Source organism: Pedobacter sp. GW821-FHT01D05 (assembly GCF_059422505.1).
This window is the reverse complement of sequence record NZ_JBWKXA010000002.1, coordinates 906,820-926,026: the sequence shown is the minus strand read 5'-3', so window position 1 is coordinate 926,026 and position 19,207 is coordinate 906,820. Positions and strand designations below refer to the sequence as shown.

The window sequence follows — 19,207 nt, the reverse complement described above, 5'->3', positions numbered from 1 at the left end:
GAATAAACTTAATTCCGATGTAAAGATCGGCACAGGGTGCCAAATCTTTTTGGCAAGGGCTTTGCTTAATAATAAAAAATTAATCTTTAAGAAAATGAAAAGCATCTTTCCGGTATTAGGCCTTACTGCTTTATTAATGGCATCATGCCAGGGTGGAACGGCAAAAAAAACACAGGCCAAAATAGATTCTACTATAGTAACCAATGCAACGGCAAGCCCCGATTCTATTCGGTGCTACCAGTACATTAAAAACCGGGATACGGCCACCATATCGTTAAAGACTGAAGAAAATAAAGTAACTGGGACTTTAGGTTATAATTTATACGAAAAAGATAAAAATGCGGGCACCATAGCCGGAATTGTTAAAGGCGATACGATAATTGCTAACTATACTTTTCAGTCTGAAGGCAAAACATCAATTAGGGAAGTGGCTTTTTTAAAAAAGGGTGATCAGCTAACAGAGGGATTTGGCGATGTACAGGAAGTAAAAGGAGAAACCAAGTTCAAAGACCTAAACAAACTAAAGTTTGATGGATCGATGACTTTTGACAAAATTGACTGTAAATAAAAGAGGGTGCATACTTAAGAAAGAATTGTCATCCTGAGCCTGTCGAAGGACACTTTAAAATATATTTAAGACGTTTCGACAGGCTCAACGTGACAGTTTCTAGTCTGCATTATGACCCAGTTTTCTTATTACTTTAAAATTACTTTAAAGCATCCTTAGCCGCTGTACTCCATTCTTCGCTTAACTTAAGCATATAATCAGAGTATTTTTGTATTTCATCTGGCTTAAGCTTACTTGCCCAGCCTGTTGCCTGGTTTGCCCAAGCCGTGTATTTATCGCTTAATGCTTTAATTTCTGTAGCATTTTTACTTTTCACTGCTGCAACATATTCGTCTTTAAGTTTAGCATATTCAGCAAGGCCTTTGTTTACCTCTTCACTTGAGAAAGTTGGAACTTCGGTTTTAACGGTTTCAGTTGTTTTTGTCGTTATTTTAGTAATGGTGTCTCCATTAGCAGAAATTTCGCTTGAATCTTTGGTTGTTTCCGTTTTTTTAGTGCTATCGCACGAAACCAATGTAGAAGCCAGTAAGCCTGCTGCAGCGATAGATAAGATGGTGTTTTTCATGACAAATTTGGTTTTAAGTCTTTAATAGACGAAATATGATGCCAAATCATAAAAAATCCGATCGAATACTTAAATATTGTGACCGGATATCTTAATTATATTAAATATTGTTGTGCTATAAGTTTTCGAAGCGTTCCCAAAAACCATCAACAGGTAATTTGGCAAATATATTTACAGGTTCTTTTTTAACCGGGTGTATAAACTGTAAACGGCGGGCATGTAGGCAAATGCTTCCTTTTCTGCTTCCGCGGGGATAGCCATATTTATTATCGCCCATAATCGGGCATCCCATTGATGAGAGCTGAACCCTGATCTGGTGCGAACGTCCGGTTAAGGGATCTACCTCCAAGAGGTAATAATCGCCAACCTTCGCCTTTACTTTGTAAGAAAGCTCGGCACGCTGACTGCCCGTAACCTCTGTATTGTAATAGGAAACCACATTTTTCTGCGGGTTTTTAACCAGCCAATGGATCAAAGTTGCCGACTCTTTCTCTGGCTTGTTCTTCACCACTGCCCAATAGGTTTTCTTTACTTCCCTATTTTTAAAAACGGCATTCATCCGTTCCAAAGCCTTACTCGTTTTAGCAAACAAGATTACGCCACTTACCGGCCGATCTAATCGGTGTACTACACCCAAAAAAGCACCATTGGGTTTATTGTACTTTTTAGCAATATACTTTTTTACCTGTTCATCCAAAGGTTCATCGCCGGTTTCATCAACCTGTACAATATCACCTGCCCTTTTATTTATGGCGATTAAATGATTGTCTTCAAAAAGGATGTCGTTATCGGTAATTGGCATCGGTTAGTTTATTGGTTCATTCGTCATTAGTTCATTGGACAAAGCAAATCGTCTATTGCTAAAGTCTATTGGTTAATTGTTTAAAGTTGGATGGTTTATCTACGTTTGAAAAAACTCCAAACTCCAAACTTAATACTGTTCTTTTTCGTTCGGGAAATCGTTGGCTTTTACATCACGGATGTACGATTGTGCTGCGCCTAAAATTTCATCGTATAAATTAATATACTGACGTAAAAAACGTGGTTTAAATCCTTTTGTTAAGCCAATCATATCATTTACAACCAAAACCTGCCCATCGCAGTCTTGTCCGGCACCAATACCGATAGTTGGAATATTCAGGCTTTCTGTAACTTCTTTACCTAAAGCAGCAGGAATTTTTTCTAATACGATTGCGAAACAGCCCGCAGCCTGTAAAGCCAAAACATCTGTTTTTAACTTATTTGCTTCTTCTTCTTCCTTCGCGCGGACTGTATATGTTCCGAATTTATAAATAGATTGAGGTGTTAAACCCAAATGCCCCATAACAGGTATTCCTGCAGTGATAATACGTTGAACCGATTCGATAATTTCTTCACCGCCTTCCAATTTAACACCGTGGGCACCCGATTCTTTCATAATTCTTATCGCTGAGTTCAAAGCTTCCTTTGAATTCCCCTGATAAGAGCCAAAAGGTAAATCGACAACAACGAAAGCACGTTTAACTGCCCTGATTACCGAGGCGGCATGGTAAATCATCTGATCTAGTGTAATAGGCAAAGTTGTTTCATGACCAGCCATTACATTAGAAGCCGAATCGCCTACAAGTAGAACGTCTAATCCTGCATCATCTAAAATGGTAGCCATCGAATAATCGTAGGCCGTTAACATAGATATTTTTTCACCACGTTGCTTCATTTCCTGTAAAGTGTGCGTGGTGATGCGTTTGATTTCTTTATGTACCGACATGGAATTTGTTTTGTGTTGCCAAAAGTATTGTTTTTTCTTTAATTAAGCTGAAAAGACCAAAGGTAAAAGACCAAAGCTATCTCAGGCAAAAATCATTTTTTATTTAAATCGTGTCTAACTGCTTTCAGCTTTAGTCTTTCTGCTTTTAGCCCCAACCTTATTTCACTTTTCTCTTTACATTTCCAATCTAAAACTCTATCTTTGTACCCCGAAATGGAAGGGATATATTCATCTTTTTTTGCACCCAGCAAAAACGGCTTTAATGCCGAAAGCCATTCTTTTTTCAACTCTTTTTTAAATCAAAATCCATATTGTAATTACCATGACTAACTACACCAAGTTACCTGCGATTTTATTACTGGCCGATGGCACAGTTTTTTACGGCAAAGCAGCCGGAAAAATTGGCACCACTACTGGCGAAATTTGTTTTAATACCGGGATGACAGGTTACCAGGAAATTTTTACTGATCCAAGTTATTTTGGACAGATAATGGTTACCACCAATGCGCATATTGGCAATTACGGTATCCACAAAGATGAAATCGAATCAGGTTCGATCAAAATTGCTGGTTTAGTCTGCAAAAATTACAACATCGTTTATAGCCGTAAAGAAGCAACAGAATCTATTCAGGATTATTTTCAGAATGATAACCTGGTTGCCATTTCTGATATCGACACACGTGCATTGGTTCGCCACATTAGAGATAAAGGTGCAATGAACGCGATTATTTCTTCTGAGATTACGGATTTAGAAGAATTAAAACAAAAACTGGCCGAAGTACCTTCAATGGAAGGTTTAGAGCTTTCTTCTAAAGTAAGTACAACGGAGCCTTATTTTTATGGCAACCCTGAAGCAAGCTTAAAAGTGGCTGCTTTAGATTTAGGTATCAAGAAAAACATTTTGCGCAGCTTCGAAAACCGCGACATCTACGTTCAGGTTTTCCCGGCTAAAACCACTTTTGCCGAAATGGAAAAATTCAGCCCTGATGGTTATTTCATTTCTAATGGCCCTGGCGATCCATCGGTTATGCCTTATGCAGTAGAAACAATTAAAGATATTTTAGCAGTAGATAAACCAATGTTCGGGATCTGTTTAGGTCACCAGTTATTGGCCGAAGCTAATGGTATTGGCACCATGAAAATGTTTAACGGTCACCGTGGATTAAACCATCCGGTAAAAAACATTATCAAAAATCACTGCGAAGTTACTTCACAAAACCACGGCTTTGGTGTAATTCCTGATGAGGTTAGAAACTCTGATAAAGTAGAGATTACCCACGTTAACTTAAACGACAAATCGATCGAAGGTATCCGTGTTAAAGGTAAAAAAGCATTTTCGGTTCAGTATCACCCAGAGTCTTCACCAGGTCCACACGATTCGCGTTACTTATTCGACGATTTTGTTGATGTAATGAAGGGCGATCTGGTTTGGTAGTATTAAGGTAGAAGGCTGGAAGGCGGAGGGCTTAAGGTAATAGACCGAAGCTTAAATACCAGCGCACAATAAACGATCTGCGGATTTGCGGCAAGAATAAGCTGCCAATCCGCAGATTTCTTTTATAACCTATTTCGCCTGCATAAAACATCATTTTACCGACATTTTCGGTTATCTGCGTCAAAATTCATTCTCAATTCATTTAAAGCTGCTTACATTCGCAATATGGAAACAAAAAAAGCCATTATCAGCGTTAAAAACCTGGTAAAAAAATACGATGATTTTGTGGCCGTTCAAGGGCTTAGTTTTGAAGTTTACGAGCATGAGATTTTTGGTCTGCTTGGCCCTAATGGCGCCGGAAAAACCACTACCCTCGAAATTATTGAAACCTTAAGGGATAAAACCTCTGGTGAAATTATCGTTGATGGTTTTTCTGTCGACAAACAGCCGCAGGATATTAAGCAGATTATAGGTGTACAGCTACAGGCAGCTGGTTATTATCCAAATCTGAATCTCATCGAACTGATCGAACTTTTTGCCGGTTTATATGGCGCCAACATCAAACCGATGGAAATGCTGGAGAAAGTAAATCTTCAGGATAAAGCGAAAGCCAAATACAAAGCACTTTCGGGCGGGCAAAAACAGCGTTTCTCTATAGCTACAACACTAATCAACCAACCTAAGATTATTTTTTTGGATGAACCCACAACAGGTTTAGATCCACAGGCCAGAAGAAATCTTTGGGATCTGATTATCGAAATCCGTAATGCAGGTACTACTGTTGTAATTACCACGCACTATATGGACGAGGCTGAGCAACTTTGCGATCGCGTTGCTTTCGTAGAACGCGGACAGATTATCGCGCTGGATACTCCTGATAATTTAATAGATAAATTAGTGAGCAGCGGTTTTGAACGTAAAAAAGAGGTTAAAAAGGCCAATCTGGAAGATGTTTTTATCAACCTTACCGGTCAGGAATGGAGAGAATAAGCCCCTAGCCCCAGAAGGGGGAACTTGAAACCTAGTGCTTAATACATTTTTAAAAAATAAAATCCAGCAGAACCAATATGCAAAAAGATATACACGAAAGAAATTCAAACACCCCTTCAGGGGCTGGGGGTTATAGTAATACCACAGCAACCCTTGCCCTTGCCAAAGCGAGTTTCAGATCGATTATGCGAAGCCCTTCGGCAGTGGTATTCACCCTTGCTTTCCCTTTAATATTTATTCTGGTCTTCGGATTTTTAGGTGGTGGCGGAACACGCATTGATGTGGGTGTGACCCCAGGCGCTGATGTAAATAACCCGGTGATGGGCATGTTGGAAAAAACAGGAATGATCCGCCTGGTTAAAGATAAATCGAAAGCTGAGTTCGACAAACTGTTAGAAAAAGGCAATGTTGACGCTATGATTGATGTGCATAGAAAAGTAAATTCTACTGCCTATTCGGTCAACGTGGTTTACACCTCCGCATCAAGAGATAAAGGCGGGATTTTAAAATCGGTTTTAAACAATATTTTTTACGATAAAACCTTAAAACCGACAGTAGCAGAGATAAAAGAAAGCACTATTACTGGCCGCGAATATAAAACCATCGATTTTATACTTCCCGGGCAGTTAGGCTTCTCGCTATTAAGTACCGGTGTTTTCGGAACTGCATTCGTTTTTTTGAGTCTGCGCCAAACCTTAGTAATCAAGCGGTTTTTTGCTACACCTGTTAAACGTTCGAGTATTGTAATCGGCGAAGGTATTGCCCGTATCGGTTTCGCCTTAATTGGCGCATTGTTTATCATCCTGATCGGTCATTTCTTTTTTGGCTTTACACTGGTCCATGGTGCGCTCACCGTTGTCAATATGCTCATACTGGCTACGCTAGGTGTAATTGTTTTTATGGGTTTTGGCTTTATCATTTCAGGCATTGCTAAAAACGAAAGTATGGTACCGCCCATCTCGAACATCGTTACTTTACCGCAGTTTTTACTATCAGGGACATTCTTTTCTATCGAGGCTTTTCCTAGCTGGTTACAGCCCATTAGCAGAGCACTACCCCTTACCTATTTAAACGATGCCATGCGCAAAGTGGCTTTTGAAGGCTTGGGCTTATGGGACGTTAAATTCCAGATTATGATCCTATTGCTCTGGGGCTTTGGCATTTATGCTGTTGCGGTGAAAGTATTTAAATGGGAATAACTAAATAAAGAAAGTTTTAAATGGTAGCAAATCAGCTATCATTTTTTTTGGACAAAAATCTTTAATATCGGATAAGTAAATTTTTAAATCCAACCGATAATTAATATATTTGGGTATGTGGGAATTCGATTTAAGCGATTTAAAAGAACTACTACCTCAAATAGATAGGTTGTACGAAAAAAAAGCCAGGCTAGAAACCTCAAGGCCATTGCCCAATAGCGCGCTATACCGTATCAAAGAAGACCTCACCATAGAATGGACTTACAACTCCAATAGCATAGAAGGAAACACCTTAAGCCTGAAAGAAACCCAAATGGTTTTGCAAGAAGGTATGACCGTTAAAGGCAAATCACTAAGGGAGCATTTCGAAGCCTACAATCATGAAAAAGCCATCGATTACCTCTATACCTTAGTCAATAAAAACTACGCGCTTAGAAGTATCGATATTTTGTCGCTTCATGGTTTAGTGCTCAGAAGTATTGAAGATGATTATGCCGGCCGCTTAAGAAATGGTGGTGTTCGCATTGTTGGTGCAAATTTTACACCACCCAACGCTAACAAGGTTTCTGATCTGTTAGATGAATTAATTGGCTTCATTAATGATAACCCATTAGGATTAAATGATATCCTGTTGTCTACTATTTTTCACCATAAATTGGTTTGGATTCATCCTTTTTTTGATGGAAATGGCCGTACGGTGAGGCTTGCCATGAATTTACTGCTCATGCGAAATGGCTTCCCACCCGCTATCATCCTCAAAAACGACAGAAAGAAATACTATGAAGCACTTAACCAAGCCAACAAGGGTAATTACCATAAGCTTTGTTTGTTAATGCTGCAGGCCCTGGAGCGCTCGTTAAACATCTATATAAATGCATTGCCAGGAAACACGTACGGAGATTACGAACCCATATCGCATATCGTTTCGGAACCTGATGTTCCGTATGGGCAAGAGTATGTGAGTTTGTTAGCGAGGCAGGGTAAAATAGATGCTTACAAAGAAGGCAGAGATTGGCTCACTACAAAATCTGCAGTACAAAGCTATATCAAAACCCGCAAAAGAAAACGTTAACCTTTTTTAACTTTTTACAGTCTGATATTGATGTAATTTTACCGAAAAATATTTAATGAAAAGTTTGATTATCTTTTGCAGTATTTTATTGATTGCCAATACTTCGAAAGCACAGTTTAAATTCTTGGCCAATAACAGCTCTGAACAATACAAGGCCAAAATTTTTGTTGATAAATGTGAAAATAACGCTTGCAGCGGAAAAGCGACAATTATTATTTACGATAAAGCCACAGATAGAGAAGTAGACACCTTCCATTCTGAAGATCTGGATTTTGGCTTAACTGAAAACCAAAATGCCAAACTTGGATGGCTCGATTTAGGCAAATACCAAACACCATTAATTTTTGGTGATTTTAATTTTGACGGCTCAGAAGACATCGCCATAAGAAACGGTAACAATGGCGCTTATGCCAGTCCATCTTACAACATTTATTTATCATCAAAAGAAAACAAATTTCTACTGAATAAAGAACTTACCAAACTGGCCAGCGAAAACCTGGGTATGTTCGATATTGATAAAAAAACAAAACAGGTTTCTATTCATCAAAAAGATGGATGCTGTTTTGACAAAACCATCAACTATAAATATGACACCAAAAATGTGCTTTACGAAGATTCATCGGTAATTGAAGATTCGAGTATTGCAGATAACGTTACGGTGATTACGCAAAAACTTGTTGATGGAAAAATAAAAAGAACTGTTCAAAAATTTAAGATGAAAGATTATTATAATCAGTAAGTTGAATTTTTAACCACAGATGTAGGCAGATAAACACTGATTTCTGCATTCGTTCCCTTTTTATCTTCTTCTAGTGATAGCGTTTCGCTACGACATACCAATAAGTTTATTTTTTAGTGTCTTAGCGGGATGCTAAGACCAGACTCAGCGCTATCGGGTGCAATGCAGCCGAGAACCACGAAATGCTCAGCGAAGCTAAATCTATCTGGAGAGCACTTTTGATTTAGATCTCTCCGCTCCGCGATGCTCCGGTCGAGAACGAACCTGTTATTAAATATTGTTCAATTTAAAGCGCTGCTTTTACCAAAAAAGGCAATATTTCTTTCTGGAAACTTACAAAGTTCTTACGAACGTCAGAGTCGCTAACTGAAGTAAATGCAAATGAAAATACGATGCTCTTACTGGCTTTCAACAGAAAGGCCAATCCTTCTCTTCTTGCGGGGTTATTCTTAAAGTTATCCAATTGCAGGTAAGCGGCCAATAACAATGCCTCTAGCTGATCTGATAAATGTTTTAAAAACTCCTGTGAGTTTGCATTTTCACGAACAAAATCCCACCCGATAAACTCATTACAAGCCGTAAAAGATAAACGGCTGGTTTTCATCACCAATGCTTTTAAATGTTCTTCTTCTGATGCATAACTTAATTTATTATGCAGGATTTCGTGAAGATTCTGATCAAGGTAATCCATCAGGATACTATCCAGCACCTGTTCTTTACTTTCGAAATATTTGTAAATCGTTGCTTTGGCAATACGTGCCTTTTTAGCAATTTCGTTTACACTGGTTTTATGATAACCGTATTTTCTAAATAGTTCTTTGGCAGCCTTTTTTACTGTTTCTTTTATTTTTTCAGCTTCCATTTTAATTGCTTACGTGTAATAGTGTATTGCCCTGCAACGAAATATTATAGGCTTTTAAGCTTCTTTCTGCAGGTGCTTTTTGCGGACTTCCATCAAGCAGTGAAAATTTTGCGCCCGAACATGGATCGGTTGCGGTAAATCCACTGTCATCGGGCACTACTTTACAAATTTTCTCTGGATTTACGGTACTGCAACGATCAAATACGACATAACTGTTGGATGATATTCTCACAATAATTAAACCGCCAACACCCCGATCAGCAACTAGCATAACATTATCTTTTTGCTTAATGGAAAACTCTTGAAGTGTTACATTATAATTCACAGGCACGTCAGGAATGTAACCTTCATCTTTACCACAGCCTGTGGCAATTAAGAATACAAACAATATGCTATATAAATACTTCATCATTAAATTAAAGCAGATTTAAATTGCTTTAAGAAACGTGCATCGTTCTCAGAGAACAAACGCAGATCTTTAATTTCGTATTTCAGGTTGGTAATACGTTCTATTCCCATTCCAAATGCAAAACCGCTATATTTTTTCGAATCGATACCACAGTTTTCCAAAACATTGGGATCTACCATACCGCAGCCCAAAATCTCTACCCAACCACTGTATTTACAAAATTGGCAGCCTGCTCCTTTACAAATAGTACATGAAATATCCATCTCTGCAGATGGCTCTGTAAACGGAAAATATGATGGACGGAAACGCACTTTTGTACCTTCTCCGTATAATTCCTGAACGAAATAAAATAAGGTTTGCTTTAAATCGGCAAATGAAACATTTTCATCAACATACAAACCTTCTACCTGATGAAAAAAACAGTGTGCACGTGCAGAAATGGCCTCATTACGGTAAACACGGCCTGGCATAATTGCCCTGAATGGCGGTTGGCCCTGCTCCATCATGCGCACCTGCACGGAAGAAGTATGCGTACGCAGCGCGATATCGCCTTTTTCTCCACCTTTTTTAATGAAGAAAGTATCTTGCATATCTCTTGCCGGATGCTCTTCAGGGAAGTTCAGTGCAGAGAAGTTATGCCAATCATCTTCAATTTCAGGGCCTTCTGCTACTGTAAAACCAAGTTTAGCAAAAATCTCTACAATTTCGCGGCGCACTAAAGCTAAAGGGTGGCGCGAACCAATCTCGAAACCTTCACCAGGTAAAGTTAAATCTTGTTGTGCGTTCTCAGTTTTTACCTCGGCACTTTCTGTAGATTCTTTTAAGGTGAGGTATTTTGATTCGGCAAGTTGCTTAAACTCATTTAAAACTTTACCTAAGGATCTTTTTTCTTCAACAGAAACAGATTTGAATTCGTCGAAAATCTCTTTGATTACGCCTTTGCTTCCTAAATATTTGATGCGGAATTGCTCTAACTCGTCTGCTTTTTCAGTTACGAAAGCATTAATTTTATCGGTATATTGTGTTATTTTGTCCTGTAACATGGCTTCAAATATACGGCAAATTATCCAATAATTTCAGGGTTGATGAGTTCAAATAATCTGTTTACAATACCATTATAAAAGAAAATGAACCCATAAACTATAAAAGCCGCTTAAGCGGCTTTTATAGTTATCGTAGATATATAGGTTTTAAATTACTCCCAATTCTTTCCCTACCTTGGTAAATGCAGCAATTGCTTTATCTAAGTGATGTTGCTCATGCCCTGCTGATAACTGCACACGAATTCTCGCTTTGCCCTGAGGCACAACCGGATAAAAGAACCCGATTACATAAATACCTTCTTCTAACATTTTAGCTGCGAACTGTTGTGCAATTTTTGCGTCGTACAACATTACCGGAACAATTGGGTGGAAACCTGGCTTGATATCGAAACCAGCTGCAGTCATTTTTTCACGGAAATACTTCGTATTATTTTCTAATTTATCTCTTAACGACGTGGTTTCACTTAACATATCCAATACTGCGATAGATGCACCCGCAATTGCTGGCGCTAGGGTATTAGAGAACAAATAAGGACGTGAACGTTGACGCAACATATCGATAATTTCTTTCTTACCAGAAGTGAAACCGCCAGATGCACCACCTAAAGCTTTACCCAAAGTACCGGTAATGATATCAATACGGTCCATTACGTCGAAGTGCTCATGTGTTCCGCGGCCGTTTTTACCGATAAAACCTGTACAATGCGATTCATCGATCATAATCAGGGCTTCATATTTATCGGCCAGATCTGCAATTTTATCCAGTGGAGCAACCGACCCATCCATAGAGAAAGCACCATCGGTAACAATAATCCTATGCCTGCAATCTTTGGCTGCGATCAACTGTTTTTCCAGATCTTCCATATCTGCATTTTTATAACGAAAACGTTGTGCTTTACACAATCTAACACCATCAATAATTGATGCGTGATTTAATTCATCAGAAATAATGGCATCTTCTGCATTAAACAAGGGTTCAAAAACACCACCATTGGCATCAAATGCCGCAGCATATAAAATTGTATCTTCTGTACCTAAAAATTTGGAAATTTTAGCTTCCAATTCTTTGTGTACATCTTGTGTGCCACAGATAAAACGTACTGAAGACATTCCATAGCCATGATCGTCTATCGCTTTTTTAGCCGCTTCTATTACTTTTGGATGAGAAGAGAGTCCTAAATAATTATTTGCACAAAAGTTAACTACTTCAGCACCGCCGGCCACTTTAATGTCGGCACCCTGAGGGGTAACAATAATTCTTTCGCGTTTAAATAATCCAGCGTTTTCGATTTCTTCAAGTTCTTTCTGAAGAACAGGTTGTAATGTTTTATACATGGCCTTTTTATATGGTTGATTTTTCGCCCAAAGTTATAAAAAAAAGTCTTTACAGACCTAAAAAGGCAATTTTAACAACATATTTTAGAGACAAACGTTTGATTAGTTGGCTAATGGTGATTACATTTATATTATTCTGAAAAAAATTAATATTATCCCATTTTTTTTCAATCTTAACAAACTTTAACACCCCCCTATATGTATAGTCTTAAAAGTTATTCGATATTTATAGCTTACTAATCCAATTTATGATAAGAATTTGCGCGCTCCTATTTTTTTGTGGCCTCACCAATTTTGTTTTTGCTCAACAATTTACCATCACGGGAATAGTTAAAGATACCAACGGACAACCTGTTCCATTTGCATCGGTTTATTTAAAAAACACCACTACCGGTACATCTGCAAATGTTGATGGGAAATATTCGATGAAGTTAAAATCGGGACAATACACACTAAATTTTAGGGCTGTGGGCTACAAACAGCAGGAGCATATCATCAACCTTACCGACGATATTTCGCTCAATGTAACCCTAACATCTGAAAGTTATACTTTAGAAAACGTAAACATCAGGGGAAATGCCGAAGATCCGGCTTATGCCATTATCCGTAAAACCATTAAGCAGAGAGAAACACACTTAAATGAAGTTAAGGAATTTAGTTGCGATGTTTATATCAAAGGCGTCCAACGTTTAAGGGGTGCCCCTAAAAAGTTTTTCGGTCAGGATATCCAAAAAGTTTTGGAACTCGATACCAATCGAAAAGGCATCATTTATTTATCAGAATCGCAGAGTAAATTTAATTTCAGAAGGCCTAATGATGTGCACGAAGAAATGATTTCATCAAAAGTTGCCGGAAGAAACAATGCTTTCAGTTTCAATAAAGCATCTGATCTCATTATTAATTTTTATGATAATTACCTGCTCGAAAACAAATTAAGTACCAGGGGCTTCATTTCGCCAATTGCAGACAATGCCCTTTTTTACTATAAATACAAATTGCTTGGCGAAACCAAAGAAAACGGAGAACTGATCCACAAAATCGAGGTCATCCCCCGTCGCGAAAATGACCCTGTATTTAGGGGAATTATTTACATTATTGATGGCAGCTGGAGAATTTACAATACCGATGTTTATTTAACCAAAAAATCGGGGATCAACTTTATCGATACCTTAAACATCAGCCAACAATTTACCAAGGTTAAGGAGGTTTATATGCCTACCGCCATCAATTTTCAATTTGCGGGTAATGTATTAGGATTTAAAATTGCAGGCTATTTTGTTGGTGTTTATAGCAATTACAATGTTGACCCTAAGTTTCCTAAAAACTTTTTCAATGGCGAAATATTAAAAATAACCGAAATGGTGAACAAAAAAGATTCTGCCTACTGGACAAACAATAGGCCGATTCCTTTAACAGGTGATGAAAAGCTTAATTACGTCAAAAAAGATAGTATTGCTAAATTAAAAGAATCGAAAAAGTACCTCGATTCATTAGAAAAAGACAACAACAAGTTTGGTATCGGCAAATTGCTGCTTAGGGGATATAGTCTTAATGACCGCTATGATAAGGAATATTGGTCTTTCGATCCGGTGCTTAAAGCCATATTTTACAATACCGTAGAAGGTTTTGCGGTAAAATATGGGGTTACATATAGAAAAGATTTTGAGAATAGGAGATCTTATTCTATCCGGCCTGAACTGAGGTATGGTTTTGCCAACCAAAAACTTACCGGAAGTTTAACCGGAAGTTACTATTACAATCCGCTTAAAAGGGCCAGTGTAGGTGCATCGTTCGGAAATGGCATTTTTGACCTAAACAATCTGGGCTCAATGACTGCATTAGGCAATACCATTAACTCATTACTTTACGAAAAAAACTTTTCAAAATTTTACGAGAAAAGCTTCATTAACATTAACACAACCAGAGAACTGGCAACAGGATTACAGGGAAGTGCAAGTGTAGATTATAGCAGGAACAAAAATTTAATCAATAACTCTACATTTAAGTTTATCGATGCCAAGGATAGGGAATTTACGTCGAACAATCCTTTTAGTCCAACTGTAGAAACACCACTCTTTCCTACGTACAATTCATTAAGTGCAACCGTAAGTTTAACTTACACCATCGGTCAGAAATACATTACCCGTCCTGATGGCAAGTTTTATACCGAATCTCACTTCCCTAGGATTACAGTTTTATATAAAAAGGGATTTAACAACGTTTTAAATAGCGATGTTGATTACGATTTTGTAAAAGCAGAAATTTATCAGGATAGAATTAGCTTAGGGTTATTGGGTTATAGCTCATTTTTGGTTGGGGCAGGAAAGTTTCTTAATAATGCAAAGATGTACTATCCTGATTTCAAACATTTTTCAGGTAACATATCTACCATCTTCCCTCCTAATATCAGGAAGTTTCAATATTTAGATTTTTATCAGTTCAGCACCAACCAGCAATACTTCGAAGCGCATTTAGAGCATAATTTTGCAGGCTTTTTCACAAATAAAGTGCCGTTATTGCGTAAAGCTAAATTAGAAGAATTTATTGGGGGTGGTTATTTGTCTTCTCCAGAAAAAAGAAATTATAAAGAATTTTATTTCGGTTTCCAGCGCCTGGTATTAAGGGCCAGTTATGGCTTTGCCTACGACGGTGCCCGCAAATTAACACAAGGATTTAGAATTGCTTACACCTTATAATAAAGTGTAAGGCGTAGGGTAAAAGGCGTAAGCTAACGCCTTCAACCTTAAACTTTTTAGCCTTCAACCTTTTTTACTATCTTTGCCCCGCTTTAAACGCCGTTTGCAACGGTATCAACAGCGTTATGAAAAAATATCAAACACTACTTTACTATTGCTATAGTTACATAGCAGAGGCAGAACAATTTGCTGCCGATCATCTTAAATTTTGTAAATCATTAGGTTTAGTTGGCCGTATTATCGTTGCCGATGAAGGTTTAAACGGCACCGTTTCTGGCACTGTTGAGGCTTGCGAAGCTTACATGAAAACTGTACATGCCGATGAAAGGTTTGCAAAAACAGAATTCAAAATAGATGATGTTGAGGAGCCTTCGTTTCTGAAAATGCACTGCCGTTATAAATCAGAAATTGTGCATTCTGGTTTAAGAGATACCTCGATCATTAATCCGAACGAAAAAACAGGTAAACACTTAGAGCCTGTAGATTTCATGAAAATGAAAGATGATGAGGATGTGATTATCCTGGATGTACGCTCCAATTATGAGCACAATCTTGGTAAATTTAAAAATGCATTAACACTCGATATCGAGAATTTCCGCGATTTCCCTGAACAGATTAATCAACTTGCCCAATATAAAGACAAAAAAATACTAACGTATTGTACAGGTGGAATAAAATGTGAAAAGGCATCTGCATTGCTTTTACATCATGGCTTTAACGATGTTTACCAATTACATGGTGGCATTATTAAATATGGAAAAGAAGCAGGCGGAAAGGATTTTGAAGGCAAGTGTTATGTTTTCGACAACCGCATTGCTGTCGATGTAAATAAGGTAAACCCCACCATTGTTTCGGTTTGTTATAATTGCGGTAAAACCACCCCTAAAATGATCAACTGTGCTAATCCTGAATGTAATGAACACATTACCCAATGTGATGAATGCGGCGATCAGCTTCAGGGCTGTTGCTCAGTTGAGTGCACTACCAATCCACGCAAGCGCCCTTACGATGGCACAGGCTATTATGTAAAGGTTCCGCAGCCTGTAGTTGTGAAAAGTTAGGTTTTGGGTTGGATAGTCCATAGTTGATTGCAAAGTTTCAATTGTAGCGATTATAACACAATAAGTTTTTTTGGAGCGCAGTGTCATTGCAAACAACAAGGGTTCCGTCCTGCTGTACGTTTTACTTCGCCAATGAAGAATTGGCTTCGTGCCACTGCCATCAGGGCTAGTTGGCGAGTTCCGGTATTCTATCCTTAATTTACTTAACTGCTTAATGTTTCTTAACGCCTCAATGCTGAAAACAATCGACCATTATAATATTGCATAAAACGATCTCTTTTAATAGGTCGATTGTTGATCGTTTATCAAAAGCCTTCCTCTTTAACTAATAGTCATGAACTATAGGCCACTAACGATCGACTATTAAACAATTTTTCATTTACTTTGTGTATTAATGGCTTTACCTATTAACCATTTTATGCTAAACTATTTCCGGCTCCTATTATTATTATCCTGCTTCGCAATAAATACCTATGCATCAGAAATTAAAAGCATAGGCGTTCCATATATAGAAAATTATCCAAAATCTGTCTATTCATCAGGAAACCAGAACTGGAGTATAGCAAAAGATAAAAATGGCGTAATGTACTTTGGCAATGCTGAAGGACTTTTAACTTTCGATGGCCGCTACTGGCAGAAATATCAGATGCCCAACAGGCAAATTGTTAGATCGGTCGCGACAGACGATAAAGGAAGAATTTATACCGGTAGCTTTGGTGAATTTGGCTTTTGGTCAATTAAAAGCAACCAGTTAACCTATAGCTCACTTACCAATCTTTTACCAAAAGGAATAAAAATCAATGATGAAGTTTGGAAAATCTATGTAGACCAGGATAGGGTAATCTTTCAATCTTTTTCGAAAATATTCCTCTATAAAAACAACAAAATCGAGGTTGTAAAATCACCATCTTCCTTTCTGTTTCTTCATAAGGTGAACAAAAGGTACTTAATTGAAGTACTGGAAAAAGGTTTGTTCGAACTCATTGGCAACAAGTTAATTCATATTCCAAACAGTGAAAAACTTGGCAAAGAAGGAATTCTTTCTATCCTTCCTTATAAAACCAGCGGCCTCATTATCGGCACCAGTAAGAACGGATTGTTTACCTATGACGGAAAAGATTTTACACCGCTGAACACACCAGCAAATAGTTATCTTAAAACCTACCAGCTTAATAATGGGGTGAGTTTATTGGGTAAATATTTTGCTTACGGTACTATCCTTAATGGCCTGATCATTATTGATGAGAATGGAAGGGTTGTGCAGCGGATCAATAAATCGAGCGGTTTACAGAACAATACTGTTTTAAGTTTATATGCTGATAATGAACAAAATCTTTGGACAGGTCTTGATAATGGGATCGACCGCATAGAACTTAACTCTCCTTTATATTTTTATTTTGATAAAACAGGTCAGTTTGGCACTGTTTACTCCAGCATTATCTTCAACAATAAAATTTATCTCGGTACCAATCAAGGTTTATTTTATAGCGAGTGGTCGCCAGATAACCTACTGCCATTTAATTTTCGGTTAATCGCTAATTCGCAAGGCCAGGTATGGGAACTCGCCATTATCGATAATGAGTTGATCTGTGGGCACAATAGCGGCACATTTAAAGTAAACGGCGATAAAATCGATTGGTTATCAAGATCAGCTGGTGGCTGGACGATTAAAAAGTTAAACTCGAATCCAAATTACCTAGTTCAGGGCACTTATACCGGGCTTTCGCTTTTTACAGAATCTCCAGCGCTGGGATTAAAGTTTGCTACAAAAATTGCAGGCTTTGATGCCCCATCCAGATATGTAGAACAGGATAATAAAGGAGATATCTGGGTGGCGCATGCTTATAAAGGGTTGTACAAATTAAGCTTAAGCACTAATTACACGAGTGTAACCAGCACAAAATATTTCGATGAAAAAAACGGGCTCCCTGGCAATTACAACATCAATATATTCAACTTAGAGAACAAAATTGTCTTTTCTTCTGATGCGGGTTTTTATACTTACGATGAATTGAGCAATAAGTTTACCAAATACGAAGCACTTAATAAAGAACTCGGCTCTTTCGAATCATCCAATAAAATTATTAGCGCAGGAGGTAAAAAATATTGGTTTATTAATCACGGCAAAACAGCACTGGTTAACTTTAGCGAACCTGGTAAAGTAGAAATAGATTCGAATCAATTCAGCATTTTAGATGGCAGGATGGTGCAATATTATGAGAATATCAGCCGAATCAGTAATTCCATTTACCTGATCAGCGTTGATGATGGCTTTGTAATCTACAATCCTACGGCTCAACTGAATTTGCAGAAGCAAAAATTGCCTTCCGTACTGATCAGGCGTGTAGAAGATATTACCGATAAGTTTTCGCTCATCAGCGAAGCTGGAAATAGTGAGGAAGCAACAGAGATCCAAAACAGCCGCAACAATATCCGCATTTCTTATGCATTGCCCTATTACCGCCAGGCTAAGGTTAAATATCAGTTTTATTTAGAGGGATATTCTAAGGCCTGGTCTGATTGGAGTTATGCCACAGAAAAAGATTTCACCAATTTAAGTGCCGGGAACTATGTTTTTAAAGTTAGGGCAAAAATCGATGATACTTCAGTAAGCGGGGAAACCGTTTATTCGTTTATCATTTTGCGGCCATGGTATCTAAATAACTGGGCCATTTTGTGTTATGTTGTTCTTTTTGTGGTGGTGTTAATTCTGGGCAAAAAAATCTACGAAAGAAAATTACAGCGGGATAGCCAAAAAATTAGCGATCGTTTACAGGCTGAGCAGGAAGAGATTCTTAGGCAGGAAACAGAGATCAACGAAAAGCAGATCATCAAGCTGCAAACCGAAAAATTACAAGCCGAATTGGCCTCGAAAAACAGAGAACTCGCCAACTCGGCCATGACCCTCGTTTATAAAAACGAACTGCTTCAAAAGCTAAGTGATGAAATCACCAAATTAAAGGATGAGAATGGTAAAAAACTCTCAGATGATCAGACCCGCAAAATCCAGAAAGTAATTAATGATGGAATGAATGATGAACGTGATTGGCATTTATTTGAAAATAGCTTTAACGAGGCACACGAGAGTTTCTTTAAAAAATTAAAGGCACAACATCCGGATCTTGTTCCGAATGATTTAAAACTGTGTGCTTACCTCAGAATGAATATGAGCAGTAAAGAAATGTCGTCACTGTTGAACATTAGTTTAAGAGGAGTTGAAATACGCAGGTATCGCTTGCGTAAAAAGCTCGAAGTACCGCACGATAAAAACCTGACAGAGTTTTTAATGGAACTTTAATCTTGCCGCTAGAATCAAATTAAAGCGGGCAAAAATTGCTCGAAGCAGCCTCGGGAACGTTTGCACAAAAAACGGTTTTTGAGGCTTTTTCATGTTATCTTACCCAATCGGCACTACATCATTACCTCTCAAGGCAAGCTTCGTGGCCCCACAAAACACTTAGTGTTATTTGTACACTTGTGCATATA

At 38.0% G+C, this 19,207-nt stretch carries 17 protein-coding genes; 9 read left to right on the top strand and 8 right to left on the bottom strand.

Going from position 1 to position 19,207, the window contains the following annotated elements:
* The first annotated feature begins 94 nt into the window (after nt 1-94).
* The gene (locus AC07VK_RS12045) at nt 95-568 is read left to right on the top strand and encodes a hypothetical protein (RefSeq protein WP_492960630.1); all 474 of its coding nucleotides are present in this window, start codon (nt 95-97) and stop codon (nt 566-568) included.
* Nucleotides 569-707: 139 nt separating this feature from the next.
* On the opposite strand, the gene AC07VK_RS12040 is transcribed toward AC07VK_RS12045, so the two are convergent.
* From AC07VK_RS12040 to AC07VK_RS12025, 4 genes are all read right to left on the bottom strand, one after another.
* A complete protein-coding gene (locus AC07VK_RS12040; protein WP_492954891.1) occupies nt 708-1,133 on the bottom strand; it encodes a hypothetical protein in 426 nt (141 codons plus the stop codon).
* A gap of 115 nt (nt 1,134-1,248) precedes the next feature.
* On the bottom strand, nt 1,249-1,935 hold the full coding sequence (locus AC07VK_RS12035; protein WP_492960628.1) for an RluA family pseudouridine synthase: 687 nt from the start codon (nt 1,933-1,935) through the stop codon (nt 1,249-1,251).
* A gap of 129 nt (nt 1,936-2,064) precedes the next feature.
* On the bottom strand, nt 2,065-2,880 hold the full coding sequence (panB, locus tag AC07VK_RS12030) for a 3-methyl-2-oxobutanoate hydroxymethyltransferase (RefSeq protein WP_057932746.1): 816 nt from the start codon (nt 2,878-2,880) through the stop codon (nt 2,065-2,067).
* Between the two features lie 92 nt (nt 2,881-2,972).
* Entirely contained in the window at nt 2,973-3,167 is a 195-nt protein-coding gene (locus AC07VK_RS12025) for a hypothetical protein (RefSeq protein WP_492954890.1), read from the bottom strand.
* 35 nt (nt 3,168-3,202) lie between these two features.
* Between AC07VK_RS12025 and carA the strand changes: the two genes are divergently transcribed.
* The 5 genes from carA (at nt 3,203) to AC07VK_RS12000 (ending at nt 8,315) form a co-directional block, all read left to right on the top strand.
* Complete coding sequence (gene carA / locus AC07VK_RS12020; RefSeq protein WP_492960626.1) at nt 3,203-4,315, top strand: glutamine-hydrolyzing carbamoyl-phosphate synthase small subunit; 1,113 nt, start codon at nt 3,203-3,205, stop codon at nt 4,313-4,315.
* A gap of 225 nt (nt 4,316-4,540) precedes the next feature.
* The gene (locus tag AC07VK_RS12015; RefSeq protein ID WP_116251357.1) at nt 4,541-5,305 is read left to right on the top strand and encodes an ABC transporter ATP-binding protein; all 765 of its coding nucleotides are present in this window, start codon (nt 4,541-4,543) and stop codon (nt 5,303-5,305) included.
* A 77-nt stretch (nt 5,306-5,382) separates the two neighbouring features.
* Complete coding sequence (locus tag AC07VK_RS12010; RefSeq protein WP_492954888.1) at nt 5,383-6,504, top strand: ABC transporter permease; 1,122 nt, start codon at nt 5,383-5,385, stop codon at nt 6,502-6,504.
* A 115-nt stretch (nt 6,505-6,619) separates the two neighbouring features.
* Nucleotides 6,620-7,576 carry a Fic family protein gene (locus tag AC07VK_RS12005; protein ID WP_492960624.1) on the top strand — a complete coding sequence of 319 codons (957 nt, stop codon included), beginning with the start codon at nt 6,620-6,622 and terminating at the stop codon, nt 7,574-7,576.
* A gap of 55 nt (nt 7,577-7,631) precedes the next feature.
* Nucleotides 7,632-8,315, top strand: coding sequence for an XAC2610-related protein (locus AC07VK_RS12000; RefSeq protein ID WP_492960622.1), 684 nt, complete (start codon nt 7,632-7,634; stop codon nt 8,313-8,315).
* A gap of 286 nt (nt 8,316-8,601) precedes the next feature.
* Here AC07VK_RS12000 and AC07VK_RS11995 read toward each other — a convergent pair whose 3' ends face one another.
* The 4 genes from AC07VK_RS11995 to kbl all read right to left on the bottom strand — a co-directional run bounded on the left by AC07VK_RS11995 (nt 8,602) and on the right by kbl (nt 11,964).
* On the bottom strand, nt 8,602-9,177 hold the full coding sequence (locus AC07VK_RS11995; RefSeq protein WP_029274048.1) for a TetR/AcrR family transcriptional regulator: 576 nt from the start codon (nt 9,175-9,177) through the stop codon (nt 8,602-8,604).
* A gap of 1 nt (nt 9,178) precedes the next feature.
* Complete coding sequence (locus AC07VK_RS11990) at nt 9,179-9,589, bottom strand: Rieske (2Fe-2S) protein (RefSeq protein WP_492954885.1); 411 nt, start codon at nt 9,587-9,589, stop codon at nt 9,179-9,181.
* The gene (gene pheS / locus AC07VK_RS11985) at nt 9,589-10,629 is read right to left on the bottom strand and encodes a phenylalanine--tRNA ligase subunit alpha (RefSeq protein ID WP_029274046.1); all 1,041 of its coding nucleotides are present in this window, start codon (nt 10,627-10,629) and stop codon (nt 9,589-9,591) included. Before pheS ends, AC07VK_RS11990 begins: the two co-directional genes overlap by 1 nt.
* A gap of 147 nt (nt 10,630-10,776) precedes the next feature.
* Nucleotides 10,777-11,964 (bottom strand): glycine C-acetyltransferase, encoded by a 1,188-nt coding sequence (gene kbl, locus AC07VK_RS11980; protein ID WP_492954884.1) that lies wholly within the window; start codon nt 11,962-11,964, stop codon nt 10,777-10,779.
* 248 nt (nt 11,965-12,212) lie between these two features.
* Between kbl and AC07VK_RS11975 the strand changes: the two genes are divergently transcribed.
* From AC07VK_RS11975 to AC07VK_RS11965, 3 genes are all read left to right on the top strand, one after another.
* The gene (locus AC07VK_RS11975) at nt 12,213-14,660 is read left to right on the top strand and encodes a DUF5686 and carboxypeptidase regulatory-like domain-containing protein (RefSeq protein ID WP_492960620.1); all 2,448 of its coding nucleotides are present in this window, start codon (nt 12,213-12,215) and stop codon (nt 14,658-14,660) included.
* A gap of 125 nt (nt 14,661-14,785) precedes the next feature.
* Entirely contained in the window at nt 14,786-15,721 is a 936-nt protein-coding gene (gene trhO, locus AC07VK_RS11970; protein WP_492954882.1) for an oxygen-dependent tRNA uridine(34) hydroxylase TrhO, read from the top strand.
* Nucleotides 15,722-16,115: 394 nt separating this feature from the next.
* Complete coding sequence (locus AC07VK_RS11965; protein ID WP_493046864.1) at nt 16,116-19,019, top strand: triple tyrosine motif-containing protein; 2,904 nt, start codon at nt 16,116-16,118, stop codon at nt 19,017-19,019.
* Nucleotides 19,020-19,207: the final 188 nt, after the last annotated feature.